This window comes from Shewanella sp. SM74 (assembly GCF_025653725.1).
Classification (GTDB): domain Bacteria; phylum Pseudomonadota; class Gammaproteobacteria; order Enterobacterales; family Shewanellaceae; genus Shewanella; species Shewanella oncorhynchi.
Window position 1 is genome coordinate 388,413 of the sequence record NZ_JAKKRZ010000003.1, and the last position, 20,950, is coordinate 409,362.

Consider the following 20,950-nt stretch of genomic DNA (forward strand, 5'->3'; position numbering starts at 1 on the left):
TCAACATCGTTTATACCCTTATATTGCTACTCATAGCCAAATGAGCTTTAGCGAAAGTCATGCAATCCCACTGTGACTGGCTTAGCGCTGAGTTGCTGAGAATAAGAACTTCAGTTCCACATTATCGGCCCTCATACAGGGATGACTTCACCGTCTCGATTTGTTACAAAGAAAGTATGAACTCGGACGCACTCGGTTTAATAGCGCTGCTCAAGTACAAACTCAAATTGACATGACTAATGAAATAACGAAGGGAAAAGAGTTAGCCGTTCAAGCTTGAGAAGCACGGAACTTAGCCCCATATCAATAACACTGAATACCTTTTATTCATTAAGACTGAGCCGTTAACGCTTTTTCTTAGCAATGAGCCTAGCTAGCAATGCAACAAACAATACGCCTAACACAGTTAGCGCCTCTTGTTGTTGCTAGCAAAAACGGCAGTCACTTGGAGACACTATGTCACAACAGACATCAATATTGGCCGATATTCCCTTCTCGCTATTGGAACTCGCGCCCATGCGCCAAGGCTCAACCGTGGGTGAAACGCTGCACAGCAGTTTGCAGTATGCCAAGGAAGCCGACAGACTCGGCTTTAATCGTTTTTGGTTTGCCGAACACCATAATATGCCCGGTATCGCTAGCGCGGCGACCTCGGTATTAATTGGCTATATTGCTGGCAATACTCAGCGTATTCGCGTCGGCGCGGGTGGGATTATGCTGCCAAACCATGCGCCTTTAGTGGTCGCCGAACAGTTCGGTACCCTTGAAAGCTTATATCCTGGTCGAATCGATTTAGGACTGGGCCGCGCGCCCGGCAGCGATCAAATTACCAGTCGAGCACTGAACCGTGATACCAGTCGCGCCGAACAATTCCCCGAAGAAGTCAGTGAATTACAAACTCTACTTGGCCCTTACAATGGTCGCCATGCGGTGCGAGCGATTCCCGGAGAAGGCACTAATGTGCCAATTTGGTTATTGGGCTCGAGTCTCTTTAGCGCACAGTTAGCGGCGCAGCGCGGTTTACCCTATGTGTTTGCGGGCCACTTTGCACCACGTTTTCTCTACGATGCGATTGAAATCTATCGCCGCGACTTTAAACCTTCTCAAGTGCTTGATAAGCCGTATGTGATGCTTGGCTTACCGTTAGTTGCCGCCGATACAGATGAAGAGGCGCAATATTTGGGCACGACCTCAAAACAGCGCGTGCTGGCACTTATCCGTGGTCACGAGTTATGGCTAAAGCCACCGGTTAACACTATGGATGGCTTATGGAGTGTGCAAGAAGAAACCTATGTCGATAATTTCTTAGGTTTATCCGTTACTGGTGGCCCAGCGACGATTAAGCATCGTTTGGAAATGATCGTAAAAGAACTCGGCGTGAATGAGTTTATTTTTACCAACGACTTGTATGACCTTGATAAACGCAAAAAAGCATTACAGATCCTAATGGAGATTAAAAAGTAGCGATTCAGTAACCGTCATAGGTACTAAAAGTCACTAGCAGTAAAAACAGCCAATTCCAAAACAATCGCCCCCAATAAAAATCCCGCCGAAGCGGGATTTTTATTGGGCAAAGCTTTTATCTAAAACCGTTTTTATATCAAAGTGATATTAGCTTTTCAGTACGGCATTAAAGCTGGCGTTAAGAATACCAAGGCCTGCATCAATTTGTGCATCCGGCGCCGTTAATGGCACCAAAATACGCAGCACATTACCGTAAGTACCGCAAGATAATAAAATCAATCCACGGTCACGGGCATCGCTCAACACTTGCGCGCAATAGTGCGGTGCAGGTTTACCCTCTTCCATCAATTCGATGGCGATCATAGCGCCTAAACCACGCACATCGGCGATTTGTGGATGTTCGACCTGCATCACATTTAGGGCAGACTTAATGCGCTCACCAATGGCATTAGCCCTTTCTAGCAACTTTTCTTCTTCAAACACTTCAATGACAGCAAGCGCAGCGGCGCACGCTAACGGATTACCACCATAAGTACCGCCAAGACCACCGGGACCCACTGCATCCATGACTTGGGCGCGGCCGGTAATGCCCGAGAGTGGAAAACCACCCGCAATAGATTTAGCAAAGGTCGTGATATCTGCAGCAACCCCCATTTGCTCCATAGCGAAGAAAGTGCCAGTACGGCCCGCGCCTGTTTGCACTTCATCGGCGATCAGCATAATGCCTTCACGGTCGCATAGTGCGCGTAAACGTTGCATAAAGGCGGGCGATGCAGCGTAGAAACCGCCCTCGCCCTGCACTGGCTCTAAAATAATGGCGGCGATATCACTCGGCTCGGCATCATTTTTAAAGATACGTTCAATGGAGGCCATAGCATCATCATCGGACACGCCATGCATTTCGCACGGGAACTCAGCGCGGAACACATTCGCCGACATCAGCCCCATACCTTTACTGTAAGGCGCGACTTTTCCGGTCAATGCCAAAGCCGCAATAGTGCGACCATGGTAGCCCGAGGTAAACGCAATCACGCCAGCACGTTTGGTATAGGCACGCGCCACTTTAACTGCGTTTTCAACCGCTTCTGAACCACTAGTGAATAGTGCCGTCTTCTTGGCAAAATCCCCAGGAACCAGTTGATTGAGCTTTTCACATACTTGGATATAGCTCTCGTAGCCGAGCACCATAAAACAGGTATGGGAAAAATTATCCAGCTGAGCCGCAACCGCCGCCTTCACTTTAGGATGAAGGTGACCCGTATTGAGCACGGCAATGCCGCCCGCAAAATCGATAAACTCGCGACCTTCAACATCCCACACAGTCGCATTTTCGGCGCGGGCGGTAAAAATAGGGTGAATTTGCCCGACACCACCCGCAACTGCGGCTTGGCGACGTGCCATCAATGAATCATTGGTTGTTGTCATTTAGTCTTCCTCACTCGCCAAATCGGGCCGTATTAAACGGACATGCAGATGTATTTGATTTCTAGATATTCTTCGATACCGAACTTAGAGCCTTCGCGGCCAAGCCCTGAAGATTTCATCCCGCCAAAAGGTGCGACTTCCGTCGAAATCAAGCCAGTGTTGACCCCAACCATGCCATATTCCAATGCTTCGGCGACTTTCCACACCAATGAAATATCGCGACCATAGAAATAGGCGGCGAGGCCAAATTCAGTATCATTAGCTTGTTTAATCACATCGTCGACATCGCTGAATTTAAACAGCGGCGCGAGTGGACCAAAGGTTTCTTCGCGGGCAACAAGCATGCTTTTATCGACATTGGTGAGCACGGTTGGCTCGAAGAAATTACCGCCAAGATCATGAACTTTGCCGCCCGCGATCACAGAGGCGCCTTTAGCGATAGCATCGATAAGGTGACTTTGTACTTTCTCGACCGCGGCAGCATTGATCAACGGACCCGTAGTGATGCCCTCGTTGATGCCCTCTCCGACCTTAAGCTTGCCAACAGCAGTGCTAAGTTTTAAGGCAAACTCGTCGTATACACCGTCTTGCACATAAATGCGGTTAGCGCAGACGCAGGTTTGGCCGGCATTACGATATTTAGCTATCATGGCGCCTTCGACAGCGGCATCGATATTGGCATCGTTAAATACGATAAATGGTGCATTGCCGCCAAGCTCTAGCGACAGTTTTTTTAAGGTAGGCGCACATTGCGCCATTAATTTAATACCGATATTGGTTGAGCCAGTGAAAGACAGCTTACGCACTATCGGGTTGCTGCACATTTCATTACCAATCTGCACCGCATCACCCGTTAACACACTAAATACGCCCGCAGGAATACCGGCACGCTTAGCAAGTTCAGCCATCGCTAATGCGGTAAAGGGTGTTTGGTGCGCAGGTTTTACCACCATAGTGCAACCCGCAGCTAACGCTGGAGCGGCTTTACGGGTGATCATCGCGGCAGGAAAGTTCCACGGCGTTATCGCAGCAGTTACACCGACAGGCTGCTTAATTACCATCAAGCGTTTATCCCCTTGATGCCCAGGAATGGTATCGCCATAAATACGTTTCGCTTCTTCGGCAAACCACTCGATAAACGAAGCGGCATAGGTTACTTCACCTTTCGCTTCTGCCAGCGGTTTACCCTGCTCAGTCGTCATGAGTAATGCTAAGTCATCACTGTTTTCATTGAGTAATTCAAACCAACGCCTTAACTTAGCACCGCGCTCTTTGGCTGTGAGCGATCGCCATGCAGGTAAAGCCGCTTCTGCCGACTTAATCGCCATTTCAGTTTCAACTTGTCCCATATTAGGAACGTAGCCAATCAGGGCATTGGTTGCGGGATTAACCACCTTTAGCGTGTCACCAGAAACGGCATCACACCATTGACCATTAATAAAAGACTGTTGACGTAGCAAACTCGGATCATTTAATTGCACAAGGATTTCCTCGTATTGTGAAGCTACCTAGCTTCTTAAAAGTGATGATGTTAGAGACCTAGTTTGTCTCTTAACGTGTAATACCAAGCTCCGATAGCACTAAAAGGGACGCGAAGTGCGTGACCGCCGGGAAAAGGATAATGTGGCAATGCAGCAAAGGCATCGAAGCGCGTGGCTTGGCCGTTGAGCATCTCGGCCAGTAACTTGCCCGCCAGATGGGTATAAGTGACACCGTGGCCACTGCAACCCTGTGAATAATAGATGTTCTTACCGATACGACCGACCTGTGGCAGGCGCGATAGCGTCAGGAGGAAGTTACCTGTCCACGCATAATCGATCTTCACATCCTTTAATTGCGGGAAGGTTTTGAGCATATTCGGAATAATGATCGATTTGATATCCGCCGGATCGCGGGCGCCATACACTACGCCGCCACCGTAAATCATCCGCTTGTCGCCAGACAGACGGAAATAATCGAGCAGATAGTTACAATCTTCGACGCAGTAATCCTGTGGTAATAAGCTCGCAGCCAGATCGGCACTCAAAGGCTCTGTGGTAATCACTTGCGTGCCGCAGGGCATAGATTTTGCCTGCAGCTCTGGCATTAATTTACCCAGATAGGCGTTACCCGCCACGACCACAAACTTGGCTTTGACACTGCCCTGCGCCGTATGCACAACTGGGCTATCGCCTTCATCGACACTCAGCACTGATGAGTCTTCAAAAATTTTACCGCCGAGGGATTCAACCGCGCGCGCTTCGCCTAGGGCTAAATTAAGCGGGTGAATATGGCCACCGCTTTTATCGAGTAGACCACCGACATAACGCTCAGTATTTACCACACCGCGAATACCTTTAGCATCGAGAAGTTCGAGCTGATTAACATGGCCGTGGCTTTCCCACAGTTGTTTTTGATGGCGTAGATGGCCCATTTGTTTTTCGTTCATCGCGGCAAACACGCCGCCATCTTTTAGATCGCATTGAATATTATACTTAGCAATACGATCACGGATGATTTGCCCGCCCTCAAAGGCCATTTGGCCAAAGAGTTTACCTTGTTCTTTACCGACTGTTTTTTCAATAGTATCAATGTCACGGCTATAACTATTAACAATTTGTCCGCCATTACGGCCCGAGGCGCCCCAGCCGATGCGAGCGGCTTCTAACACCACCACACTCATGCCAGATTCTAATAAATGCAGCGCGGCAGAAAGGCCTGTATAACCTGCGCCAATCACACAAACATCGGCTTCAATCGATTCCTGTAGACGCGGACGTTCAACCTTATCGTTGGCCGATGCCGCATAATATGATCCAGCGTGAGCGATGGCAGACATGTTGTTCCCTTGAATTCTAATGTTCATTATTTTAAACAGCCATCACATCCTACACCTTCATAAAACGAAACACTAGCCAGAAAAGCGTAATAATTTACATTTTGTTTGATATATCAAACACGCGATTATTTTTAGCTCTGTGATTCAATTCTGGTGATCTTGAGTAACAGGACTAGCCTGCAAAGCAAAGCGGGTGATGGGAGCGGTGACAAATATCAAGGATGGCTTTGGCAATACCAAAGCCATCCCAAAATTAAGCTAACTAGTTCATTGGTGTACGGTCGCGTTTCTCTGCCCGCCTTGCCATATACCAAGAAAGGAAAGCGATGAGTGAAACACACAGTATGATCAGCGTCGCTAAGGCATTGATCTTAGGAGAAACTCCTAAACGTACCGAAGAGAACACCACCATAGGCAGGGTCGTTGCACCAGGACCAGAGGCAAAACTTGCGATCACTAAATCGTCTAAGGACAAACTGAATGACAACAACCAACCCGCCACCAGCGCCGGCGAAATCATAGGCACAGTGATCAAGAAGAAAGTCTTGAGCGGTGTTGCCCCTAAGTCCATTGCCGCCTCTTCGATTGACATATCAAGCTCGCGCAATCTTGAAGACACCACCACAGCCACATAGGCAGCACAAAATGTTGAGTGTGCAATCCACACTGTCATCATGCCACGCTCCCTAGGCCAGCCCAACAAATCTGCCATGTGCACAAACAGTAAAAGCAAAGACAGACCAGTGATCACTTCAGGCATTACCAGCGGTGCAGTAATCATGTTCGACAGGGTCAGTTTTCCCATGAACGCTTAAAGCGTGTCATCACAAAGGCTGCCATAGTGCCGATAATGACCGCCATAGTTGAGCTATAAAACGCTATCCGCAGGCTGGTCCATACTGCATCTAAAATCTGTTGGTCTTGAAATAACTCGCCATACCATTTAGGTGAAAATCCGCCCCATACCGTCACTAATTTAGAGTCGTTAAAGGAATAAATCACCAGCACTAACATAGGTGCATACAAGAAAAACAAGCCAAACCAGAGCATCACTGAAGAAAAGCTTAATTTTTTCATAGGTCTTTCTCCAAACTACGCGCCTGATAGCGATGGAATAAAGTGATCGGAATAATCAATAGACCCAACATCACAATCGCCAGTGACGAAGCCACAGGCCAGTCACGGTTATTGAAAAACTCTTGCCATAACACTCGACCTATCATCAAGGAATCGGGACCACCGAGTAGCTCTGGGATCACAAACTCACCCACGGCAGGAATAAACACCAACATAGAACCAGCAATCACACCACTTTTTGACAGCGGGAAAGTGATTTTCCAGAAGGTATTCAAACGGCTTGAACCTAAGTCAGACGCAGCTTCAATCAAACTCATATCAAGTTTCACTAAGGTGGCGTACAAGGGCAGAATCATAAAGGGTAAATACGCATAGATGATGCCGATATACACAGCAATATTGGTATTGAGGATCTGTAACGGCTCAGAAATAATCCCCAACCACATCAGTGAATTGTTAATGATCCCTGTGTTACTTAAGATCCCCATCCAAGCGTAAACACGGATTAAAAATGAGGTCCAAGAAGGCAACATAACTAACAGCAGCAGCACGGTTTGCAACCGCGCGGGGGCACGGGCAATGGAATAGGCCATTGGGTAGCCAATAATCAAGCAGCCCAAGGTCGAAATTAACGCCATTTTCAATGAGCTAAGATAAGCCATGTAATATAGCGAATCATCGAGCAACATCAAATAGTTACCCAAATGCAGGAAGATATTTAATACATCGTCAGCATATTGGAATGTTGCTTCATAGGGCGGGATAGCAATCGCCGCCGTCGAAAAACTCAGTTTAAGGACAATCGCAAACGGTAAGGCAAAAAACAGCAGCAGCCAAGCGTAGGGAATACCTATGGTCCAGAAGCGGCCCTTAAGCCACTTTAATTTAATGGGTTTCTTCATGATCTCAACACCACGCCACTGGTGTCCTCCCAACTAATGAACACTTCGTCATCCCATGTGGCATGATCGGCGCGGCGTTCACGGTTAGTCATACTGCACTGTACGATTTGACCATTCTCTAAACGAATGTAATAGACTGAAATACCGCCTAAATACGCGATATCATGCACGATTCCTTTCGCCCAGTTGTACTGACCTTCAGGCTGTTCACGGCTAATAATGGTCTTTTCGGGACGCACTGCTAACCAAACATTCTTATCTTCAACGTTAGTCGTGACGCCATAACCGACATAGAAAGGTTGGGCCAAATCATTAGATTTAATGATCAGATGGTCGACTTCATCTACTTCAATCGCGCCACCAAACAAATTCACAGTACCGATAAACTCAGCAATCATGCGGCTGTTCGGGCTTTCGTAAATATCCATTGGTGAGCCAGTTTGAGCAATCCAGCCATCACTCATGATCGAAATTCGACCTGCCATTGTCATGGCTTCTTCCTGATCGTGAGTCACCATCACGCAGGTCACGCCGACACGCTCAAGGATTTCAACCACTTCTAGCTGCATTTGGGTACGCAGTTTTTTATCCAATGCGCCCATAGGCTCATCGAGCAGTAATAATTTAGGCCGTTTCGCCAGTGAACGGGCCAGTGCAACACGCTGGCGCTGACCACCAGATAACTGATGCGGTTTACGCTTACCGTATTGCTCCATATGCACGAGTTTCAGCATATCTTGCACACGCTGTTCAATTTCGGCTTTAGGCAACTTGTCTTGCTTCAAACCAAATGCAATGTTTTGTGCCACTGTCATGTGGGGAAACAAAGCATAGGATTGAAACATCATATTGATGGGACGTTCGTATGGCGGTAAATCGGTGATATCTTCCCCATCAAGGAAAATACGGCCAGAGGTGGGCTTTTCAAAACCCGCCAACATGCGCAGTAGTGTTGACTTACCCGAGCCCGAGCCGCCAAGTAAGGCAAAAATTTCGCCTTTATTGATAGTTAATGACACATCGTCGACAGCCCGCACGTCATCAAATAATTTGCTTACCCGCTCAATCTTGAGCAGTACTTTTTCTTGCGTCTTTGTTGTCGGTTTATTGGTGACGCTCGAGGTGATTGCCATAGTACTTCTCCACCCGAAAATGAGGCGTAGATACGCTCAAACTCTAGGTTCAACACGATTAATGAATGAAAAGTGGTTCAACAAACTGTGTCAAATCCTATACGTGGATTAACTATGCATAGGATTGGACATAGAAGTTTGCCAAGCTGGGGGCAAGCTAGGCTTGCCCCCTATCGACTATTGTCCTGACTTCACTTTGGTCCAAACACGGGTTAATACGCGCTGAATTTTCAAAGGACGAATTTCACCGATATAAAGTTTGTCTAACACTTCTTGTGGTGGATAGATCGCAGGGTCGGTACGGATAGCCTCATCAACCAGAGGTTGAGCGGGATCGTTCGGGTTAGCATAGGCCACATAGTTAGAGATAGGCGCTATGACTTCTGGACGCAGAAAATAGTTAATCAACGTCAGTGCATTATCGACGTTCGTTGAGTCAGCAGGGATAGCTAACATATCGAACCACAGATTGGCACCTTCTTTTGGAATGGAGTAGCCAATCTTATTGCCATTTTTTGCTTCTTCAGCACGGGCCTTCGCTTGGAATACGTCACCGGAGAAACCGTAAGCGACACAGATGTCACCGTTTGCTAAGTCAGAAATATAACGTGAAGAATGGAAATACGTCACATAAGGACGAATTTTTTCCAGTAACTCACCCGCTTTTTCATAGTCTTCAGCCTTAGTGCTGTTAGGATCTAAGCCTAAATAAATCATCGCCTGTGGCACCATATCGTCGGCAGAGTCCAACATAGCAAAGCCACACTTAGAAATTTTTTCAGCGTATTTAGGATTGAAGATCAGTTCCATTGAGTTAAATGGCGCATCTTCCCCCACAGCGGCTTTCACTTTATCTATGTTGTAACCAATGCCATTGGTTCCCCATAAATAAGGCACGGCATATTGGTTACCCGGATCGGCTTTTTCAAGCAACTTCATCAGGGCTGGATTTAAATTTTTAAAGTTAGGTAACTTAGCGCGGTCTAAAGGTTTGAAAGCACCCGCTTTGATTTGCTTAGCGAGAAAGTGGTTAGAAGGTACAACGATATCGTAGCCACTACGACCAGACAGTAATTTAGCCTCAAGCACTTCGTTACTATCAAATACATCGTAAATTACCCTAATGCTCGTTTCTTTCTTGAAGTTTTCTAAGGTATCTTCCGCGATATAATCTGACCAGTTATACACGCGAACCACTTCTTCCGCTTGGGCCACTGCGCTCGCAAATACGCTCGCAGTCACCAGCGCTAATGTGGTCATCTTATTAAATAGCTTCATGCTTTCTCCTTTCTCGGGTAGCAGAACTGCTTAAGCAAATTCTGACATTGTGTCACCGGGCTGCCCGGATATTGTTGTTATTTTCGACCAATGCTACACCTTAAAAACCGCATCGGCAGTCTCTACGGCATGATAACCATGCCTACTTTATATCTTGCTGCAATTTGTTAAGTATCAGGTTTCGTGCCAAATTTTCGAGGCATCGGTATTGCATTAACACTCAAAAAAATAGACTAGATATGACACTGCTTGTACATTTTGCAACATTAAGGCAAATGCCTCAAGTCCCTAAGCAATCGCAAAAAAACACTTAGATAAACACATTTTAAATATGACTAACAATTAGTTAGTAACGCTAGTAAGCGAACAACCTAAAATTGTTAAGCCTATTTTACTTCCCTTGCAGACAAGCAATGGAATTGAATAATCACTTTAACGGACAAGCCATTAAAAACCATCATATTATTTAACAAGCGAGTTGCACCAGTTAAGTGCAACCTCACTAAAACAGTGCACGCATCAGTATCGTTATGGCCAACGTTAACCCCTTATTCCTTGGGTTAACGCGGTAACACGGTCAGTGCAATCAATCCAAAACATTACACAGTGAGTAATAGGAATTCACGTTCCCATGAGCTGACAACACGGCGGAAGTTTTCAAGTTCAGCCTGTTTTACCGCCACAAATCCAGTGGTGAAGGATTCGCCTAAATATTGCTTACAGGCATCACTTTCTTCCATCGCCGCTAATGCTTCCTCTAATGTCAGCGGTAAACAATGGGTATTATTGCTACGGCTTTCATTGGCTTTACCTTGCACAGGCGTCGAAGGTTTTAGCGACTCAACCATGCCGATATAGCCACACAACAAGCTCGCGGCAATCGCCAAATAACAGTTAGCATCGGCGCCGGGAATGCGGTTCTCAATGCGACGGTTTTGTGGTGAAGATTCTGGAATGCGTAAACCACAGGTACGGTTTTCATCGCCCCATTCTAAGTTTACAGGTGCCGAAGTGCCGGGGAGGAAACGACGAAATGAGTTCGCATTTGGCGCCATCAGTGGCAGTAACTCAGGAATGAATTTTTGTAGGCCTGCAATATATCCCAAGAATAGCTTGCTCTTAGTACCATCTTCATTAGTGAAAATATTCTTGCCAGTCTCTTTATTGATCACGCTTTGATGAATATGCATCGCACTGCCAGGTTCATCCGTCACGGGTTTTGCCATAAAAGTGGCGCAAACATCGTGCTTCAGCGCGGCTTCACGTAAAGTGCGTTTAAAGATAAACACTTGATCAGCTAAAGATAATGCGTTGCCATGGCTGAAGTTAATCTCCATCTGTGCGGGACCATCTTCATGGATTAAAGTATCGATATCTAAACCTTGAAGCTCACACCAATCGTACATGTCTTCAAACATAGGATCGTATTCGTTGGCAGCATCAATAGAGAATGACTGGCGACCCGCTTCGGGGCGGCCTGAACGACCAATTGGAGGCTTTAGGGGTAAATCGTGGTCGTCACTACGACGAGTCAAATAGAACTCCATTTCGGGAGCGATAACAGGTTCCCAGCCCTGTTCGTCATAGAGAGACAAGACTTTTTTCAATACGTTACGTGGTGAAAGCTCAATAGGATTACCCATTCTGTCGTAGCAATCGTGGATAACCTGTGCCGTGGCTTCGATGGTCCAAGGCAACATAAAAACGGCATTTTCATCGGGTACACAAACAAAATCGATGTCGGCTGCATCGAGCAAACTGTAGTAAATCTCTTCGTCGACAAAATCACCCGTCACAGTTTGCAACAACACACTTTCGGGCAAACGCATGCCTTTTTCATCGAGAAACTTATCGACTGGAGCAATCTTGCCGCGGGCGATGCCAGTCATGTCACTGATAACACATTCGACTTCTGTGATTTTTCGTTCTTTTAAAAAAGCGATTAGCTTATTCATTATTATTTCACTCGAGTTGTAGCCCTACGTCGGCATGCATCACCGAAGGCATTGAAAATGGAGAGGTAAAACGGATTCTCGCTCACCTTCCACTCTGGATGCCATTGCACACCGAGGGCAAATTCTTTAGTACCAATTACGGAGAAAGCCTCCACTAACCCATCTGGAGCATAAGCTTCTGGCCGCAACCCAACACCCAGGCGCTCCACGCCTTGAGTATGTACAGAGTTAATCTCTGCAGAGTTACGGCCCCAGGCCTCGTAAATAAGCCCCCCGGGCTCAACAGTAATACTGTGAGAAGCCCCATACTGCACATCTAAGGATGTGGTTTTATCTTCTCGATGTTCAATAAAGCCACCCACCTCATGGAGCTTCTGATGCAAACTGCCACCAAAAGCCACATTCATTTCTTGAAAACCGCGACAAATACCTAATACAGGTACCCCAGCAGCAATAGCAGCGTGGATCAGCGGCAAAGTTGTCGCGTCACGTTTAGGATCATGGAGTGTACCAAGCTCACTCGGCTGGCCTGCATAAAGATGGGGTTCTACATTAGAAGGAGAGCCAGTAAACAAAATACCGTCAAGACGATCTAAAATAGCGTCTATCGGTAAATCGCCACCTAAAGATGGGATCACTAACGGCCAGCCTTTCGCGCCATTAACTACGCCTAAAAGGTATTTTTCACCAACAATATTAAAGGGGTGTGATCCCAATTGTTGATTGCATGCAATAACACCTATGAGGGGTAAATCGGCTGACATATCTCACCTTTAGAATTGATTTTACTAGCATAACGAACACTTTGCCTTTAAATGTTCATTTTTTCACACAGTACACCGAAATTTATCACTAGGCAAGAGGTTAAACACTTGTTAAAGGTTATTTAATCCACTTATTCTTAATAAGCATAAATAACATGTAGTTAAATATATATTTACCCCATTTCAGGCTAATTCATGTATATAAACCGGCAGTTACACCAGCATAAAACTCACTTGTTACCGAGTAAATTAAACCGTATTCGAAGCAAATTTGAACCAATATTATTTACACAAAGAAGAGGATACATAACCAATATGACAGGGTTAGAAAGTAGGTAATACCAATCGTATTAAATATCTGTTCATTCAGCGGGAGTTCAACGCGCTTTAGACAAGGCGAAGGCTTGAAGGCATAGTGGTGCTCTGTCGAAAACCTTGAACGTAGTATAAAGCGCGTTGCCATGTAGTGAACATCAGCCGCCCTTCGGGAGCCTCACAGGCATCCCACTCCCGTGTTGCATTGACTTAAAAGGGAATGACCATTTCTGCGTCAATGCGCCTTGGATTGAAATGCCTGTGAGGCTCTGAACTGATTAGATATTTAATGTGATTGGTATAAATCCGCAGTAATGTTGAATAACAGTATTACGCCACTCACTTTTAGTGAGTAAGTGGCCTAATATGTTGAATAATAGGGTAAGTTAATGACTTAATTAGAAGTTTGCAGGCGTAGTCGCACTCACTAGGCGACAAGGTTCATCGAAGGGATTGCGGAATCTATGGGGCAATTCACTGTTAAAATAATAACTGTCACCCGCTTCCAAAATATACACTTCATCCCCAACAGTGAGTTCGAATTTACCTTCTATCACCATAGCGGCCTCTTCACCTTCGTGCTTTAGCATCTCTTCACCCGTATCTGAACCGGGTGGGTAAATCTCATTCATCACTGACATTGCGCGGTTCGGGTAATCACGGCCAATCAGTTTAAATTCAAGTGGTCCAGTACCGATATTCAGTAATTCATTGGATCGATAGACGACCTTTTGCTCACTATCCGTTGAGGCTTCAATGGAGAAAAAGTCCACTAAAGACATCGGGATACCCGACAGCACTTTTTTTAAAGAGCTGACTGACGGGCTAACACTGTTTTTCTCGATCATTGAAATCGTACTGTTAGTCACACCAGCACGTTTGGCTAATTCTCGTTGAGATAAGCCTTTCATTTTTCGAACAGTTTTGAGGCTGGCTCCAATATCCAAATTTCACATCCCCCTAAAGGCTCGGGTCAATCCCGATAGATGACGAACAGGTTGTTCAGGATAAACACCATCCAGAACGCATTTTCGCCCAAAAAGCGCGTGTTTTACTGCTTTCATTGTATTCTACATAAAAAGCGTGTTAAATAAAACGAACACTTTTTTGCGTCATGTTAAAAGTGTGATGAGTATACTGAGACAAGTCCAATTTACAATAAAAACAATTTTTGGGAGCCATAATGGCAAGCAAACCTCCAGTGCACAGTGAACAGTATCCACACTCTTATTATGTTGATACTGCTAAAGAAATTTACGCTCATCCACAACTCGAAGGCAATATCAATGCCGATGTCTGTATCGTGGGCGGCGGCTTTAGCGGTATCAATACCGCCATAGAACTCGCGCAGCGCGGTATGAGTGTTGTGCTGTTAGAAGCGAGGCGAATTGGCTGGGGCGCATCGGGGCGTAATGGCGGCGAACTCATTCGCGGCATAGGCCATGACCCTGCACAATTTCAAAGTGAAATCGGCATTGAAGGTGTTCAAGCAATTCAACAGATGGGCTTTGAAGCCGTCGAGATAGTGCGAAATCGCATACAAGAACACAGTATCGACTGCGATCTGCAAATGGGTTACTGCGACTTAGCGGTTAAACCTCGTCACATGGATGAGCTTAAAGAAGAATTTAGCGCACTCAAAGCCATGGGTTATCAGCAAGAAATCAAGCTGTTAACTAAGGCGCAATTAGGTGAAGTCATAGGCTCAGACTTTTATCAAGGCGCGCTAGTTGATATGGGTAGCGGCCATTTACACCCGCTGAATCTTGCTCTGGGTGAAGCTCGCGTCGCCCGTAATCTCGGCGCTAGGTTGTTTGAGTACAGCGCTGCTGAAAAAATCATTCAAGGCGCCAAACCTAAGGTCATTACCGCTAAGGGCGAAGTCACATGCCAATACTTAGTGCTGGCGGGCAATGCCTATATCGGCCACAAACTTAATAGCTTTGTAGGGGGGAAAGTATTACCTGCAGGCAGTTATTTATTGGCAACAGAGCCCTTAACTGAGGCCCAATGCGCGAGTATTATCCCGCAAAACATGGCCTTCGCAGATATGCGAATTGCCCTAGATTACTTTCACTTATCGGCAGATCGTCGTTTGCTGTTTGGCGGCCTTTGTACCTATTCGGGTAAAGATCCGAAAGACATTGAAGCGGCACTGAGACCGAATCTTGAGAAGGTTTTCCCGCAATTAAAAGGGGTACGTATCGATTATGAATGGGGCGGCATGATAGGTATCGGTGCTAACCGTATGCCACAAATTGGTCGCCTTCCTGATGCAAATAATATTTTTTACGCCCAAGCCTATGCGGGACACGGCGTGAATGCCACTCACATGGCGGCAAAACTGCTTGCCGAGGCCATTTGCCAACAGGCGGGACATTTCGATGTGTTTGCTAAAATCAAACACATCACCTTCCCCGGCGGCCCGACGTTCCGCTCACCTATGCTCGCTGCAGGCATGCTGTATCACAGATTTAAGGACTTGTTTTAAGTCGCTTGTTACGCCTTGCCCACAGGATAAAAGGGATAGATCCAAGATAATGCACGACTAAAGCCACCAACACACCAAAGCCAATACCACTAGAAGTTAAAGGTATCCCTGGCTTAAAGTTGCTGATGGTTTTCTCAAGATAATCAAAGCGAACAGGGTTAAACATATAGGCAGTTTTCTCAAACAAATTGCCCGTATTAAAGATCGCCACGCCCTGTGTTAACGCTTTATAAAGCGCCAGTGTCTGTACCTTTTGCTCAGCGTCGGCACGCACACTTGGCTCCTCATTTTGCTGGTGGCGGGCAATCATGGCATCAACATCGGCGTAATGATATTCCTTAGCCGTTGCCTCGTAACCTTCTACCTGCCATCGAGTCGATTCATAAAGGCCTGATAAAAATTGCTGATAATGATCAGCCAGTTGTGGTAACTGTAAGGCAATCACTAAAATAAATCCAAATACCAACTTATCGATCAATCTCGCTATCAAAGGTTTCTCCTTGGCATTTAGCCAAACGACGTATAAGTCACATGATGTTCAACAAAAACCACGCTAACTTAATTAATCTACAGCACTAATTTCAATGGTGATACTCAATTAACACTCTATCGGCAGATCGTTACGGCTGCCCCAATCCGCCCATGAACCGTCATAGAGGATGGGATTTTTATGCCCCGCGGCGACCGAAGCTAAGATCAAAATACACGCCGTAATCCCGGAACCACAGCTGAATATCCGTGCGGATTTATCCGCTGCTAGCCCTTGATAAATAGACTGTAGCTCACTGACCGTTTTGATTTTATTACCATCGAGTACTTGAGCGAAGGGTAAATTAACCGAGCAAGGAATATGCCCAGAGCGCACACCGGGACGCGGCTCACTCACTTGACCTAAAAAGCGTGGCGCACCACGGGCATCGACAATCGCCGTTCCGGCATCTTCAATTCGTGATAACACTGCCTCGGCATCCATCACAAGCTCAGGGTGGTATTGCAACACATCCGCCAAAGTATCGATATCCGTCGGGCCATAATCGACGCCTTCGGCTTGATAACGCGATGAGGTAATGCGGTCTTCTTCAATCCATTGAGGCAAGCCACCATCAAGCACATAGACTCGATTAAAGCCCATGACTTTAAAGGTCCACCACGCCCGTGGAGATGAATAAATGCCTTGGTTATCATAGATAACAATAACACTGTCGACCTCAATCCCAAGTTGAGCTATCCCTTGGATGAATTGCTCAAACATCGGCAAGGCATGAATTTGGGTTGAAGTCTTATCGCAAAACACATTTTCCAAGTCGAATCGACGTGAGCGCGGAATGCAAATAGGCTCATCGTAAACTAAGGGTTCTTTACCAATAACGGTTTCCATACTGGCATCGAGCAAGACTAAATGGGGATCGGTGAGGTGTGCTTCGAGCCACTGCGTACTAACAAGTGGGTATTCCATAGCGGGTCCTTTTACTGTTATCCAAATCTGCCGATAGTCTCTCACCAAATGCCGTAACGCCCAAATATCAGCTTAACAAATTGTCTGCTTTGGGATTTTATTTAAAAGCGTCGACTCAATTTTATGTGCTCAATTATTAGTGCATTCAATCATTAGATTGCGGCGAAGCCGTGTTTTGAAGAGCGTGCTTTCAAACTGCTCATTTTTAATGATGCTGCTTTCAAAACGATCTTTTCGATATGGCCGTGTTCGAGATAGCCCTTTTCGCAACAGTCCTTTTCTAGACAGCTGCTTTCAAAATAGCCGCTATTTAATGACTTCTATTTTCACGTCAATCAAACCAGAGGAAGTGTTGCCTATGCTACTGAACGCCGATTTAGACAGATCAATAATGCGGCCACGCACGAAAGGCCCTCTATCATTAATTTTCACAATCACACTTTTGCCATTATCGACATTGGTGACCTTAACACTCGAGCCAAAGGGTAACTTTTTATGCGCTGCTGTCTTTAATTTATGTTTGTAAAGTTCACCGCTGGCCGTCTGCTTATTCTGATGTTTATCCCCATAAAATGAAGCCTGACCAGCTTCCGTGAATCCCACCCAGTTTCCATTCTCACCCGTCTGCATTGAAGAACAACCGGCCAAAAAGCTTAGTAATGCCAGTACAGCTAGTTTGACGACATTGAACTGCCTAATTGGGTTTTGAAGTGCATTCACATGACACCCTCTCTAATGAGTGAACGCTTTGCTGACGAGTGATTGGCTCAGCAAAAAATCACTGGGAAATTAACGAACAACCTTAGATGGCAAAGCTCAAGACCTGCATCCTAAAAGATCAAAATAAGAAACAATAAATTTCCACGAGGCTACAGCAGTTGCGCGCTAAAATCACGCATTTACAGGTGAATGCTCTTACTTTGAGATAAAATATGCAGTCATAACGAGGCTTTGTTTCCTAATTTAGATCGGTAAACAAAGCCCTAACGAGTTAACACTTCATGGATAATCTCAAATTTGGGTTCTTTACCACTTGGCCATGTAGGTTTCTTTATGGGGTTTTCAAAAGTGGTCAGCCAAATATCAAGATCACAGGAACCAGACAAACAACCCATAAACGCAAAATACATTCCACTATTTATCATGTGACGGGCAAACTGAATAGCGTCTTCAAGAGTGCCCTCTTCCCAGTTATGTGTGAACGTTTCATCATCCCATACCCATTTAATGGGGACTCCACTTTCATCACAAGCGAAGAACCTTACATTTCGATAACCTTTACTTGCTGTTTTTAGAGAATTTATAAAACTTTCTCTGATGTTATCGAATCTTTTTTTAAACTCTTCAATATCTAGATCTTTGCTAATAAAGTTCTTCATACTTGCCCTAGAGGTAAATACTACCAACGGTATGACATAACCACACACAAAAAATTCTATCCAATGAGCCCAGTGACTGATGTCGTTTAGCTCTGTTAGAAGCTAATTATGCCAAAGATTGGTATTCATTGCTGCCATTATGAAACAACCTAATTTCGATACTTTTTATTTCTTTTTTAGAGGAAATTAATTGCTCCACCAACCAAATATAACCGATTTCATATAGCTTATTTTGTAGGGAGAACAAATCATCTTCTGGCATATTGTCTATATCAACATTCAATAATTGATACCAATTAAAGGCTTTAAATTCAGAAACATCCTCAAACTCACATACTGCGGTTAAAAGCCATGCGCCATTCATCATAGAGGCGATGTCGACAAAAAAATCGCAATATGCCTCACCTTGATTCTTACAAGAAATCGCATATTCCCTAACAAGTTCCATAAAATCAGATTTGTAACTATCGAGAGCTTTACTGACGATTGCCCCAAACTCTTCTACGTTGTTCATACTTGTCTTCTTATTCAATGATCTAAGCACCCTATAATATCACAAATAACTTACAACACTTTTCACACTATGCCACTACACTATGACTAAGTGCATTAATGGTAATGTTTGAAAGCCACAAATTTATAAGCGATAACTTACGATATTTATGAAGCAGATAAGAATGGAAGTAAATTGAGATATTAATGGGAGTGTTTAAAGTCAATATTCTATCGGGTATAAATGAGCAACAACATTACGAATCAAGACGGTAACATTTTATTTACGGTAACAGATGCAGATTTTACAAGTGAAATATGGCTTAGAAAAATGGGGACGCCTTGAGCTACAAAAAATAAAAAACCTCTTTCCATGTAATATGAAAAGAGGTTTTAGTATTGAGCGAAAGCGGCTCCTTCTCTTATATAGACAAAAAAAGAGCGGTTATAGCACGATCCAAGTCGCTTTCAATTCTGTGTATTTGTCGAAGGAGTGCAGAGATTTATCTCGGCCATTACCTGATTGTTTATAGCCACCGAATGGCGCTGTCATATCGCCGCCATCGTAATGGTTGATCCATACCATGCCAGAGCGCAGGGCTTTAGCAGTTTTATGGGCCTTGCTGATATCCGATGTCCATACACCAGCGGCTAAACCGTAAATAGTATCGTTGGCGATTGATATCGCTTCTTCCATGCCATTAAATTCAATAACAGATAACACAGGGCCGAAGATCTCTTCGCTGGCAATTTTCATCTGATTGTTTACGTTAGAAAATACCGTTGGCTGCACATACACACCACCCGTGTCGGCCATAACTTGGCAGCCACCGTGGACTAAGGTTGCACCTTCGTCTTTACCCGCTTTGATGTAACTGAGCACTGTGTCTAACTGTTGTTTATCGACAACGGCGCCGCTCACAGTGGCGGGATCGAGTGGATGCCCCGGATGCCATGAGGCTAACTCCTCAGCAATAAGCGCGATAAGCTCATCTTTCACCCCAGACTCCACCAGCAAACGCGAACCTGCGGTGCAAACTTCACCTTGGTTAAAAGCAATGGCTTCGGCCGCAGCAACAGCAGCGGCTTTCAGATCTGGCGCGTCATTAAAGACGATATTGGGGCTCTTGCCTCCCGCCTCTAACCACACGCGTTTCATGTTCGACTCGCCAGCGTAAATCATTAATTGTTTTGCGATTTTGGTGGACCCCGTGAACACCAACGTATCCACATCCATATGCAACGCTAAGGCTTTACCCACGGTATGACCAAATCCTGGCAACACGTTGAGTACGCCTTTTGGGATCCCAGCTTCAATAGCCAGTTGCGCCATACGGATAGCCGTTAAGGGTGACTTTTCAGAGGGTTTTAATACTACACTATTACCCGTGGCCAGCGCGGGCCCGAGCTTCCAACACGCCATCAGCATAGGAAAGTTCCACGGAACAATCGCGGCCACAACCCCCACAGGCTCACGGGTGATCATGCCTATTTCATTGTGAGCGGTTGGCGCGAGTTCATCGTAAATTTTATCAATCGCTTCACCAGACCAGCGAATCGCACGGGCAGCCCCCACTACATCCACAGCCTTGGAGAAACGAATCGGTTTACCCATGTCGAGGGTTTCTAACAGCGCGAGTTCATTGGCATTTTCCTCCAGTAACTCGGCGAAACGTATCATCACTTGTTTGCGCTTTACCGGAGACTGCTGCGACCAAACACCAGACTCAAATACGCTGCGGCCATTAGCAACCGCAAGATTAGCATCTGCAAGATCGCAACTCGCCACTTTTACCAACAAGCGACCATCAATAGGACTAATACAATCAAAGGTGTTACCCGAAACGGCATCTTGGTATTCGCCATTGATAAACGCCTTACCATTAATAGACAGGCTGGCAGCCAGACTTTCCCATTCGCTGCGTTTCTTCGGTGTGCTCATGATGACCTCTTAATAATTCGTATAGGTGTGGTTTATCGTTCATCGACAAGAAAATAGTG

17 protein-coding genes and 1 pseudogene are annotated in these 20,950 nt (G+C 45.5%); 2 read left to right on the plus strand and 16 right to left on the minus strand.

Features of this window, described 5'->3' with window-relative positions; genetic code table 11:
• Nucleotides 1-456: 456 nt before the first annotated feature.
• Nucleotides 457-1,464 carry an LLM class flavin-dependent oxidoreductase gene (locus L5M49_RS05565; protein ID WP_263146009.1) on the plus strand — a complete coding sequence of 336 codons (1,008 nt, stop codon included), beginning with the start codon at nt 457-459 and terminating at the stop codon, nt 1,462-1,464.
• Between the two features lie 147 nt (nt 1,465-1,611).
• Here the strand turns inward: L5M49_RS05565 and gabT are convergent, their stop codons facing one another.
• The 10 genes and pseudogenes from gabT to L5M49_RS05615 form a co-directional block, all read right to left on the minus strand.
• A complete protein-coding gene (gene gabT / locus L5M49_RS05570) occupies nt 1,612-2,889 on the minus strand; it encodes a 4-aminobutyrate--2-oxoglutarate transaminase (protein WP_263265600.1) in 1,278 nt (425 codons plus the stop codon).
• Between the two features lie 32 nt (nt 2,890-2,921).
• On the minus strand, nt 2,922-4,370 hold the full coding sequence (gene gabD / locus L5M49_RS05575) for an NADP-dependent succinate-semialdehyde dehydrogenase (protein ID WP_263173325.1): 1,449 nt from the start codon (nt 4,368-4,370) through the stop codon (nt 2,922-2,924).
• Nucleotides 4,371-4,420: 50 nt separating this feature from the next.
• Complete coding sequence (locus tag L5M49_RS05580) at nt 4,421-5,707, minus strand: NAD(P)/FAD-dependent oxidoreductase (RefSeq protein ID WP_263265601.1); 1,287 nt, start codon at nt 5,705-5,707, stop codon at nt 4,421-4,423.
• A gap of 262 nt (nt 5,708-5,969) precedes the next feature.
• Nucleotides 5,970-6,784: pseudogene (locus L5M49_RS05585) on the minus strand (ABC transporter permease subunit).
• Nucleotides 6,781-7,686, minus strand: coding sequence for an ABC transporter permease subunit (locus L5M49_RS05590; RefSeq protein ID WP_263265602.1), 906 nt, complete (start codon nt 7,684-7,686; stop codon nt 6,781-6,783). The pseudogene L5M49_RS05585 and the gene L5M49_RS05590 overlap by 4 nt, the downstream one beginning before the upstream one ends.
• Nucleotides 7,683-8,819: a polyamine ABC transporter ATP-binding protein gene (gene potA, locus L5M49_RS05595; protein WP_028760881.1), complete on the minus strand. Its 1,137-nt coding sequence runs from the start codon at nt 8,817-8,819 to the stop codon at nt 7,683-7,685. The genes L5M49_RS05590 and potA overlap by 4 nt, the downstream gene beginning before the upstream one ends.
• 177 nt (nt 8,820-8,996) lie before the next feature.
• On the minus strand, nt 8,997-10,097 hold the full coding sequence (locus tag L5M49_RS05600) for a polyamine ABC transporter substrate-binding protein (protein WP_028760882.1): 1,101 nt from the start codon (nt 10,095-10,097) through the stop codon (nt 8,997-8,999).
• Nucleotides 10,098-10,696: 599 nt separating this feature from the next.
• Nucleotides 10,697-12,052: a glutamine synthetase family protein gene (locus L5M49_RS05605; RefSeq protein ID WP_028760883.1), complete on the minus strand. Its 1,356-nt coding sequence runs from the start codon at nt 12,050-12,052 to the stop codon at nt 10,697-10,699.
• 2 nt (nt 12,053-12,054) lie between these two features.
• On the minus strand, nt 12,055-12,816 hold the full coding sequence (locus L5M49_RS05610) for a gamma-glutamyl-gamma-aminobutyrate hydrolase family protein (protein WP_263265603.1): 762 nt from the start codon (nt 12,814-12,816) through the stop codon (nt 12,055-12,057).
• 713 nt (nt 12,817-13,529) lie between these two features.
• The gene (locus tag L5M49_RS05615) at nt 13,530-14,078 is read right to left on the minus strand and encodes a cupin domain-containing protein (protein WP_028760885.1); all 549 of its coding nucleotides are present in this window, start codon (nt 14,076-14,078) and stop codon (nt 13,530-13,532) included.
• A gap of 236 nt (nt 14,079-14,314) precedes the next feature.
• Here L5M49_RS05615 and L5M49_RS05620 point away from each other — a divergent pair, with 236 nt between their 5' ends.
• The gene (locus L5M49_RS05620; protein ID WP_263265604.1) at nt 14,315-15,622 is read left to right on the plus strand and encodes an NAD(P)/FAD-dependent oxidoreductase; all 1,308 of its coding nucleotides are present in this window, start codon (nt 14,315-14,317) and stop codon (nt 15,620-15,622) included.
• On the opposite strand, the gene L5M49_RS05625 is transcribed toward L5M49_RS05620, so the two are convergent.
• The 6 genes from L5M49_RS05625 to L5M49_RS05650 all read right to left on the minus strand — a co-directional run bounded on the left by L5M49_RS05625 (nt 15,606) and on the right by L5M49_RS05650 (nt 20,891).
• Nucleotides 15,606-16,112 carry a DUF2937 family protein gene (locus L5M49_RS05625; RefSeq protein WP_028760887.1) on the minus strand — a complete coding sequence of 169 codons (507 nt, stop codon included), beginning with the start codon at nt 16,110-16,112 and terminating at the stop codon, nt 15,606-15,608. The genes L5M49_RS05620 and L5M49_RS05625 overlap by 17 nt on opposite strands.
• A gap of 108 nt (nt 16,113-16,220) precedes the next feature.
• Complete coding sequence (locus tag L5M49_RS05630; RefSeq protein ID WP_263180780.1) at nt 16,221-17,078, minus strand: sulfurtransferase; 858 nt, start codon at nt 17,076-17,078, stop codon at nt 16,221-16,223.
• Nucleotides 17,079-17,384: 306 nt separating this feature from the next.
• Complete coding sequence (locus L5M49_RS05635; RefSeq protein ID WP_173246207.1) at nt 17,385-17,798, minus strand: septal ring lytic transglycosylase RlpA family protein; 414 nt, start codon at nt 17,796-17,798, stop codon at nt 17,385-17,387.
• 263 nt (nt 17,799-18,061) lie between these two features.
• Nucleotides 18,062-18,457 carry a hypothetical protein gene (locus L5M49_RS05640; RefSeq protein WP_173497017.1) on the minus strand — a complete coding sequence of 132 codons (396 nt, stop codon included), beginning with the start codon at nt 18,455-18,457 and terminating at the stop codon, nt 18,062-18,064.
• A 106-nt stretch (nt 18,458-18,563) separates the two neighbouring features.
• On the minus strand, nt 18,564-18,971 hold the full coding sequence (locus L5M49_RS05645; RefSeq protein WP_219234052.1) for a hypothetical protein: 408 nt from the start codon (nt 18,969-18,971) through the stop codon (nt 18,564-18,566).
• A 423-nt stretch (nt 18,972-19,394) separates the two neighbouring features.
• Nucleotides 19,395-20,891: an aldehyde dehydrogenase gene (locus L5M49_RS05650; RefSeq protein WP_263265605.1), complete on the minus strand. Its 1,497-nt coding sequence runs from the start codon at nt 20,889-20,891 to the stop codon at nt 19,395-19,397.
• Nucleotides 20,892-20,950 lie beyond the last annotated feature (59 nt).

Excerpts from the sequence above, each read along its gene's own strand:
- L5M49_RS05610 (WP_263265603.1), bottom strand. The coding sequence starts at position 12,816 with ATGTCAGCCGATTTACCCCTCATAGGTGTTATTGCATGCAATCAACAA.
- L5M49_RS05565 (WP_263146009.1), top strand. The coding sequence starts at position 457 with ATGTCACAACAGACATCAATATTGGCCGATATTCCCTTCTCGCTATTG.
- L5M49_RS05645 (WP_219234052.1), bottom strand. The coding sequence starts at position 18,971 with ATGAACAACGTAGAAGAGTTTGGGGCAATCGTCAGTAAAGCTCTCGAT.
- L5M49_RS05640 (WP_173497017.1), bottom strand. The coding sequence starts at position 18,457 with ATGAAGAACTTTATTAGCAAAGATCTAGATATTGAAGAGTTTAAAAAA.
- L5M49_RS05580 (WP_263265601.1), bottom strand. The coding sequence starts at position 5,707 with ATGTCTGCCATCGCTCACGCTGGATCATATTATGCGGCATCGGCCAAC.
- L5M49_RS05620 (WP_263265604.1), top strand. The coding sequence starts at position 14,315 with ATGGCAAGCAAACCTCCAGTGCACAGTGAACAGTATCCACACTCTTAT.
- L5M49_RS05630 (WP_263180780.1), bottom strand. The coding sequence starts at position 17,078 with ATGGAATACCCACTTGTTAGTACGCAGTGGCTCGAAGCACACCTCACC.
- L5M49_RS05650 (WP_263265605.1), bottom strand. The coding sequence starts at position 20,891 with ATGAGCACACCGAAGAAACGCAGCGAATGGGAAAGTCTGGCTGCCAGC.
- L5M49_RS05590 (WP_263265602.1), bottom strand. The coding sequence starts at position 7,686 with ATGAAGAAACCCATTAAATTAAAGTGGCTTAAGGGCCGCTTCTGGACC.
- gabT (WP_263265600.1), bottom strand. The coding sequence starts at position 2,889 with ATGACAACAACCAATGATTCATTGATGGCACGTCGCCAAGCCGCAGTT.
- L5M49_RS05600 (WP_028760882.1), bottom strand. The coding sequence starts at position 10,097 with ATGAAGCTATTTAATAAGATGACCACATTAGCGCTGGTGACTGCGAGC.
- L5M49_RS05605 (WP_028760883.1), bottom strand. The coding sequence starts at position 12,052 with ATGAATAAGCTAATCGCTTTTTTAAAAGAACGAAAAATCACAGAAGTC.
- potA (WP_028760881.1), bottom strand. The coding sequence starts at position 8,819 with ATGGCAATCACCTCGAGCGTCACCAATAAACCGACAACAAAGACGCAA.